Here is a 7,406-nt window from a genome sequence, read left to right on the forward strand (position 1 = left end):
AGCCCGGCACCGGCGATCTGATGCTGACCTTTCCCGACAATCGCTTCGCTTCGCAGCTGTTCGGCCAGTACGACCAGAACCTCGCCAAGCTGGAGCGCGGCCTCGGCGTGGTGGCGCACGCGATCGGCAATCAGGTCTCGCTCAAGGGGGCGCCGGAGGCCTGCGAGCGGGCGCGGCTGGTGCTGAACAACCTCTACGAACGGATCAAGCTCGGCCAGCCGATCACGCTGGGCGACGTCGATGGCGCGATTCAGGAGGGCACGCTGCAGGGCATGCTGTTTCCCACCGGCGCCGCGCTGGTCGAGGGCGAAAAGCTCGCGTTCGAGCAGATTTCGACGCGCAAGCGCGGCCCGGTGCGCGCCCGCAACCAGGCGCAGAACGTCTATCTCCGCGCGCTGAAGGCCAACGAGCTCGTCTTCGCCGAAGGCCCCGCCGGCACCGGAAAAACCTGGCTGGCGGTGGGCTACGCCGTGTCGCTACTGGAATCCGGCGCCGTCGAGCGGCTGATCCTGTCGCGTCCCGCCGTCGAGGCCGGCGAGCGGCTCGGCTTTCTGCCGGGCGACATGCGCGATAAAGTGGACCCCTATCTGCGCCCGATCTTCGACGCGCTGAACGATTTCATGGACCCGCGCATCGTCGAGCGCGGCATGACCACCGGCATGATCGAAGTCGCCCCCCTCGCTTTTATGCGCGGGCGGACGCTCAGCAACGCCTGCGTGCTGCTCGACGAGGCGCAGAACGCCGCCTCGATGCAGATGAAGATGTTTTTGACCCGCCTCGGCGAGGGCTCACGGATGATCGTCACCGGCGATCCCACCCAGATCGATCTGCCGCACGGCCAGCGCTCGGGCTTGAGCGAGGCCATCTCGCTGCTCTCCGGGCTCGAGGGCATCGGCCACGTGATCTTCAAGGAGGGCGACGTCGTCCGCCACGATCTCGTCCGCCGCATCGTCGGCGCCTACGAGAGCCAGACGCGGCGTCAGCACGAAGCGCAGCAAGCCGCCTTCGAGGGCAGAGACCCGACATGAGTCCGGCCATCGACATCTCGGTCGAAGAACCGGCCTGGAGCGCTGCCGGCGACGTCGAGGCGCTGGCCCGCGCCGCCGTCGACGCGGCCCTCGCCGCAAGCGGCGACGAGCTTACCGACGAGTCCGAACTCAGCATCGTGCTGTGCAACGACGCCTTCATCGCCGCGCTCAACGAAAAGTGGCGCGGCCTCGCCAAGCCGACCAACGTGCTGTCGTTTCCCGTCGATATGGATTCGCCGGCGCTCGGCGATATCGTCATCGCCTACGAGACGGTGGCACGCGAAGCGCTAGAGGACGGCAAGACGCTGCGCGATCATCTGTCTCACATGATCGTCCACGGCTTCTGCCATCTGCTCGGCTTCGACCACGAGACGGACGAAGAAGCCGAGGCGATGGAGGCGATGGAGGCCCGTGCGCTCGCCGCGCTCGGCATCGCCTCACCATTCGAAAACGCCGATCTCGTCGCAAAACCGCAGGCCGCAGAGGACAGACGCCCAACCCCATGACGCACAGCGACCACCCCGGGCCCTCCTCCACGGATATGGGCACCGAGCGATCCGGCGCCGGGCCGAAGCCCAAGCTGATCGAACGCCTGCGCGCGCTGTTCGGCCTCTCCGGCGCGTCGATCCGCGACGACATCCAGGACGCCCTCGAAGACACCTCGTCGCAGGCGGATTTTTCCGCGCAAGAGCGGACGATGATGAAGAACGTGCTGGCCCTGCACGAGCTGCGCGTCGTCGACGTCATGGTACCCCGCGCCGACATCTTTGCCGTCGCCCTGACGATGACGCTCGCCGAGGTGCTGGCGATGTTCCGCATGGCCGGCCATTCCCGCCTCCCCGTGCATGGCGAGACGCTCGACGATCCCCGCGGGATGATCCACGTGCGCGATCTCGTCGACTACATCGCCTCCGCCGAGGAGCCTGTCGACACGGTGAGCGACGGCACGCCCGACGATGCCTCGGGCCTCTCCACCGATCGCTCGCCGCGCAAGCTCGTCATGTCGCTGGGGTCGCTCGATCTCAGCCTGCCACTTTCGGCAGCCAAGATTTTGCGCCCCGTGCTGTTCGTGCCGCCGTCGATGCCGGCCCTCGACCTGCTGGTGAAGATGCAGACGACGCGCACCCATATGGCGCTGGTGATCGACGAGTACGGCGGCACCGACGGCCTCGTCTCGATCGAGGATATCGTGGAAATGATCGTCGGCGACATCGAGGACGAGCACGACCTCGACGACGGCCCGAAGATCGAATCCAGCGAGGACGGCAGCTTTCTGGTCGACGCCCGCGCCGACCTGGAAGAAGTGTCGGAAATTCTCGGCACCGATCTCTCTGCGATGAGCGACGCGGAGGATTTCGACACCGTCGGCGGCCTGGTGACGGCGCTCGCCGGTCACGTCCCGGTGCGCGGCGAGATCGTCGTGGACGGCGGCTTCGAGTTCGAAGTGCTGGACGCCGATCCGCGGCGGATCAAGCGACTGAAGATCTATCGCCAGGTGGCGGCGGGCGGCGAAACCACGACGTTGCCCGCCGCGGTGAACGATCGCAGCGGGGCGGCGGTCTAAAGCAGATCCGGCCCTAAGCGGGGACGAGACTCAAGGCGACCGGCTCGAGCGCGCCACGATGTGGTGCCGACCCACGACGCCAAGCCGAGCACGCTGAATCCGGTTCCCAGGATGCAGACACCGGCCCATCCAGCCGCCGCATAGGCCCGCGTCGCGCCGAACGCCCCCAGCGCGCTGCCGATCGAGTAGAATACCATGTAGCCGGCAATGATCCGCCCCTGGGCGCCGGGATGGCGTCCCACGATCACCGTTTGACTTGTAACGTGCACCGCCTGCACGGCGAGATCGAGCCCGACCACGCCGACGATCAAGCCGACCAAGGACATGGGCAACAAGGCGATGAACGCCCAGGACGCGCAAAGCAGAGCAAGGGCAATCCCCGTCACGGCTTTGGCCATGCCCTTGTCCGCCAGCCGTCCCGCGCGCCGGGCCGCCAGCGCTCCGGCGATGCCGACCAACCCGAAGAGGCCGATCTCACCATGGGACAACGCGTAAGGCGGCGCGCGCAGCGGCAAGACCAGAGCGGTCCAGAAGGTGCTGAATGCCGCGAAGATGGCGAGCGCGAAAAGGCCGCGCAGCAGCAACGCCCGATCGTTCAGGAACAACCGGGGCAGCGACCCCAGGACGGCAAGATAGCCGTCCGAACGCGGCCGCACGTCGCGCGGAAGCGCGCGCCATAAGACCAGCGCCATGCCAGAGAGGGCCGCCGCCGAAACGAGGTAGACCGCCCGCCATCCCGCAAGATCGGTCAACGTCCCGGCCGCGAACCGCGCACCGAGAATTCCGATCACGATGCCGCCCGTGATCTTCCCCACCGCCGCACCACGTTGGCCCGGCACGGCGAGCGACGCGGCATAGGCGACGAGTGTTTGGACGACCACAGCCAGAAAGCCGACCGTGAACAGGCTTGCCAGAAGGGCGACGGTGGACTGTGCCGTCGCCGCCGCGATCAACGCGACAATCGACAGGGCCATGTGCCCGATGATCAAGCGGCGTCGATCGACGATGTCGCCGAGCGGTACAGCAAGGACGAGGCCCAGCGCATAGCCGATCTGAGTTACGGTGATGACCGAGCCGAGCGCCGCAGCCTCCATGCCGAAGCTCGCACCCATCGCATCGAGGAGCGGCTGCGCTGCGTAGACATTGGCGACACACAAGCCGCCTGCGACGGCAAAAATGGTCGTCAGAGCGGGCGATAGGCCGCCAGGCGATTCTTCAAAATCAGGCAGCGGCAGAGGTCCAACCATTGTGTTTTTCATGGTCTTATTTTAAGACCATCTCGATGGAGAACGTCTAGTTCTAAATCAGGACTAGTTTGGAGGACGATGCCGATGGTCAAGCGGGTCAGCCTGTCGCAAGCGGCCTGTCCGGTAGCCCGGGCTCTGGACGTGATCGGCGACTGGTGGTCACTCCTGATCATACGCGATGCCTTGGAGGGTGTCCGGCGCTTCGGTGCCTTCCAAGCCGGGCTCGGCATCGCCAAGGGCATGTTGGCGACTCGCCTGCGCGATCTTGTCGAAGACGGGATCCTGGAGATCGCGCCTGCGTCGGATGGCAGCGCCTATTCCGAATACGTCCTGACCGCGAAGGGACGTGAGCTCCACCTCGTCGTCGCGGCTTTGCGCCAGTGGGGCGAAGCCGCGCTCTACGCACCCGGCGAAGACCATTCCGTTCTGGTGGATAGGACCAGAGGCCAGAAGGTCGCGCGCCTCGCCCTCCAAGCCGCCGATGGTCGGACGCTGCAGTGGAATGAGACGAGGGTCCGACACGTGGCGGCGGTTTGAACGTCCCTCGGACGTGGCGAAGGAGACGTGGCGAAGGAGACGTGGCGAAGCACTGGTCTCGGCCGCCGTCGCCGCATCCCCCACGGCGGGGCGAATCTGCTAGAGCGAGGCCGTAGGTCGGCATCCGCCGGCGCCGGATCGAGAGTCGACGATGCTGAGCCTGGCCGATCGCGTAATTCTGGCAAGCGGGTGGACGCGGCGGCTCATCGCGCTGCTGGCCGGCGCGTTCGGCGCGCTCGCCATGGCGCCGATCAATGTCGGCCCTGCCCTCGTCGTGCCGATGGTCGTGGCCGTCTGGCTTCTCGACGGCGCCAGCGAAGGCGGCCCGAAGCGGTTTCTCGCCTGGCCCGGCGGCGGCTCGCTGCGCCTCGCCTTCGGGGCCGGATGGTGGCTCGGCTTCGGCTATTTCCTTTCCGGGCTCTGGTGGCTCGGCTCCGCGTTTCTCGTCGAGCCGGAATTCGCCTGGGCGCTGCCGCTCGGCGTCGTCGGTCTGCCGATCCTGCTCGCCGTGTTTCCCGCGCTGGGCTTCGTCGTGGCGCGGCTGCTGTGGGCGCCAGGCGCCAGCCGGCTGTTCGCCCTGGCGTTGGGCCTCGGCCTGTCGGAATGGCTGCGCGGCGGCATCTTGACCGGCTTCCCCTGGAATCCCCTCGGCATGGCGCTCGGCGGCACGCTCGTCACGGCGCAGGCCGCCGCCTTCGTCGGGCTCGATGGCCTCACCCTCATCAGCATCGCGCTCTTCGCCGCGCCGGCGACGCTTGCCGATGGCAACGCCGGCCGTCTCCGGTGGACGCCGACGCTGGTGGCGCTCGCCGCCTTCGTCCTGCTCATCGGGTTCGGCGCTGCCCGGCTCGGCCAGACGCCCCCCGGGACCGTGCCGGGCGTGGTCGTCCGCATCATGCAGCCGGGCATCGGACCCGATGAAAAGTTCCGCCCGGAAAACAAGGACGCGATCCTCGCGCACTACTTCGAGTTGTCGCGGCGCAACGACGCGGCCAAGGGAGTGACGCTCGACGATGTGACCCTGCTCGTCTGGCCGGAATCCGCCTTCCCCTTCATCCTCACCCGCGATCCGCAGGCGCTGTCGGCGATCGGCAGCCTGCTCCCGGCGCATACCGTGCTCGTCACCGGCGCCGCCCGGGAAGAAGACATGCCCGCCAGAGGCGGCCACCCCGCCTATTCCAACTATTACAATGCCATCGAAGTGGTCGGCAGCGGCGGCACGCTGCTCGACAGTTACGACAAGATCCATCTCGTGCCCTTCGGCGAATATCTGCCGCTCGAAGGCATCCTGCGCCAGCTCGGCTTGCGGCACTTCGTATCGATCCCCGGCGGTTTCGAACCGGGGACGCGACGCCGGCCGCTTGTCATCCCCGGCCTGCCCAGCGCGTCACCGCTCATCTGCTACGAGGCGATCTTTCCCGGCGCCGTGATGCCGGATGTCGGACCGCGGCCCCAGCTACTTTTGAATGTAACCAATGACGGGTGGTTCGGTTTGACGGCTGGTCCTTCGCAGCATTTTGCCCAGGCTCGCCTGCGCAGTATCGAGGAAGGCCTGCCCATGATCCGCGGTGCGGCGACGGGGATCTCGGCAATCGTCGATCCCTATGGACGCATAACGCAAGCTTTGCCGCTTGGGGCCGACGACATCCTCGACGGACTGCTGCCGCAGCCCATTTCGCAAACCATCTTCGCAAGATACGGGAAAATGTCGAAGGTGGTCATGGCCGGTTGTATGCTGTTGACATTGCTCATCCTACGCGAAAGGTTTAAGCGTAAAACGTCGCAAAAAACGGTGTAGCCGAGCATAATCGCAATTTTCCGTATTGCTTTTGGTCAGTCGATCGGTTGAATAAAGTTGCATCAGAACAAGTGAGACCAATGGTGGACCGCAGACCGACTTCCGTGAAAAAGGTTCCGAACCCGATCGACAAGCACGTCGGGAGTCGCGTCCGCATGCGGCGGGTGCTGTTGGGTATGAGCCAGGAAAAACTCGGCGAAGCCCTGAGCCTCACCTTCCAACAGGTCCAGAAATACGAAAAAGGCACCAATCGCATCGGGGCCAGCCGGCTTCAGCAGATTTCCAAAAGCCTCAACGTGCCGCCGGCGTTCTTCTTCGAGGGCGCACCGGCGTTCGACGAGGCTATCCCGGACTCCTTCACCCATACGGCCGCCGCCGAGTACGGGTCTGCCTACGTCGTCGACTTCATCTCGACGATGGAAGGCCTGCACCTCAATCGCGCGTTCGCCCGGATCAAGGACCCCAAGGTGCGCAAGCGCGTGGTCGACCTGATCGTTGCGATCGCCGGCGATGAAGAGGTTCCAGAGGTCGAACCGGCCGAGGCCGCCGCCTCCGAATAAAGGCGCGGCCGGCCACGTGCGGTCGGCCCTCAAGCCGCGCTGCGGAGGCCCTGGCCCTAGCGGCCCTTTGCCACGCCACACATGGCTTCGCCTACAAAACCAAGCTGGAACCGAACCTTTATGGTCGCATTGGCCTGTGTTAGGGCGAATGATAGCTGCCGTCTATTAGCCGATATATCATTTGGCATTTCAAAATTTTGTCTTAGAGACGCCTTCGAGGCTGCTGGAATTGCGGCACACCGTTGCTTTTTGGAGGTCTTTTGTCCGCGACCGAACAAGGCGAATTTGAGGACCTGCTGATCGCCGTTGCCAAGCGCGACCGCAGCGCCTTTCGCACCCTCTATGATTTGGCGTCGCCGAAACTTTACGCGACAATCCTCCGTATTGTGAGGAGCAAGCCTGCAGCAGAAGAAGTTCTTCAGGATGTATTTCTGCGGATTTGGCAGAAAGCCGAAAGTTTCTCTCCTGATGCTGGGCCAGCCCGTGCTTGGATGAACTCTATAGCGCGTAATCGCGCCATCGATGTTCTTCGACAAAAGTCATTCGTCGCGCTTTCGGGCGGCGAAGACGGCGGGGATGTTTACGAGCGGATCGCCGAAGAGCGCGATCGTGAGGCGGACATGATCAACAATGCGTCTTTGCGCCACTGCCTTGATACTATAGAAGAACCAG

At 65.1% G+C, this 7,406-nt stretch carries 8 protein-coding genes; 7 read left to right on the forward strand and 1 reads right to left on the reverse strand.

The features are described 5' to 3' along the window. Positions 1-20 precede the first annotated feature (20 nt). Genes GSQ79_RS08770 through GSQ79_RS08780 form a run of 3 tightly spaced genes read left to right on the forward strand, consistent with a single transcriptional unit; the run spans position 21 to position 2,592 of the window. On the forward strand, positions 21-1,028 hold the full coding sequence (locus GSQ79_RS08770; protein ID WP_158808345.1) for a PhoH family protein: 1,008 nt from the start codon (positions 21-23) through the stop codon (positions 1,026-1,028). Further along, a complete protein-coding gene (gene ybeY, locus GSQ79_RS08775; RefSeq protein ID WP_158808337.1) occupies positions 1,025-1,534 on the forward strand; it encodes an rRNA maturation RNase YbeY in 510 nt (169 codons plus the stop codon). The genes GSQ79_RS08770 and ybeY overlap by 4 nt, the downstream gene beginning before the upstream one ends. After that, positions 1,531-2,592, forward strand: coding sequence for a hemolysin family protein (locus GSQ79_RS08780; protein ID WP_158808338.1), 1,062 nt, complete (start codon positions 1,531-1,533; stop codon positions 2,590-2,592). The genes ybeY and GSQ79_RS08780 overlap by 4 nt, the downstream gene beginning before the upstream one ends. On the opposite strand, the gene GSQ79_RS08785 is transcribed toward GSQ79_RS08780, so the two are convergent. Further along, positions 2,589-3,851 (reverse strand): MFS transporter, encoded by a 1,263-nt coding sequence (locus GSQ79_RS08785; RefSeq protein ID WP_174243178.1) that lies wholly within the window; start codon positions 3,849-3,851, stop codon positions 2,589-2,591. The two genes, GSQ79_RS08780 and GSQ79_RS08785, sit on opposite strands and share 4 nt — an antisense overlap. Positions 3,852-3,923: 72 nt before the next feature. Between GSQ79_RS08785 and GSQ79_RS08790 the strand changes: the two genes are divergently transcribed. The 4 genes from GSQ79_RS08790 to GSQ79_RS08805 form a co-directional block, all read left to right on the forward strand. Beyond that, positions 3,924-4,376, forward strand: coding sequence for a helix-turn-helix domain-containing protein (locus GSQ79_RS08790; RefSeq protein WP_158808339.1), 453 nt, complete (start codon positions 3,924-3,926; stop codon positions 4,374-4,376). A gap of 151 nt (positions 4,377-4,527) precedes the next feature. Then, complete coding sequence (lnt, locus tag GSQ79_RS08795) at positions 4,528-6,174, forward strand: apolipoprotein N-acyltransferase (RefSeq protein ID WP_158808340.1); 1,647 nt, start codon at positions 4,528-4,530, stop codon at positions 6,172-6,174. A 104-nt stretch (positions 6,175-6,278) separates the two neighbouring features. Next, the gene (locus GSQ79_RS08800) at positions 6,279-6,734 is read left to right on the forward strand and encodes a helix-turn-helix domain-containing protein (RefSeq protein ID WP_158808341.1); all 456 of its coding nucleotides are present in this window, start codon (positions 6,279-6,281) and stop codon (positions 6,732-6,734) included. Positions 6,735-6,994: 260 nt separating this feature from the next. After that, on the forward strand, positions 6,995-7,406 hold a 412-nt coding region (locus tag GSQ79_RS08805), incomplete at its 3' end, for a sigma-70 family RNA polymerase sigma factor (RefSeq protein ID WP_246725208.1).

Origin of the sequence: Beijerinckia sp. L45 (assembly GCF_009765775.1) — a bacterium.
GTDB lineage: Bacteria > Pseudomonadota > Alphaproteobacteria > Rhizobiales > Beijerinckiaceae > RH-AL1.

Coding starts and splice junctions, on each gene's coding strand:
- GSQ79_RS08770 (WP_158808345.1), top strand. CDS start 21: ATGCTGACCTTTCCCGACAATCGCTTCGCTTCGCAGCTGTTCGGCCAG.
- ybeY (WP_158808337.1), top strand. CDS start 1,025: ATGAGTCCGGCCATCGACATCTCGGTCGAAGAACCGGCCTGGAGCGCT.
- GSQ79_RS08780 (WP_158808338.1), top strand. CDS start 1,531: ATGACGCACAGCGACCACCCCGGGCCCTCCTCCACGGATATGGGCACC.
- GSQ79_RS08785 (WP_174243178.1), bottom strand. CDS start 3,851: ATGAAAAACACAATGGTTGGACCTCTGCCGCTGCCTGATTTTGAAGAA.
- GSQ79_RS08790 (WP_158808339.1), top strand. CDS start 3,924: ATGGTCAAGCGGGTCAGCCTGTCGCAAGCGGCCTGTCCGGTAGCCCGG.
- lnt (WP_158808340.1), top strand. CDS start 4,528: ATGCTGAGCCTGGCCGATCGCGTAATTCTGGCAAGCGGGTGGACGCGG.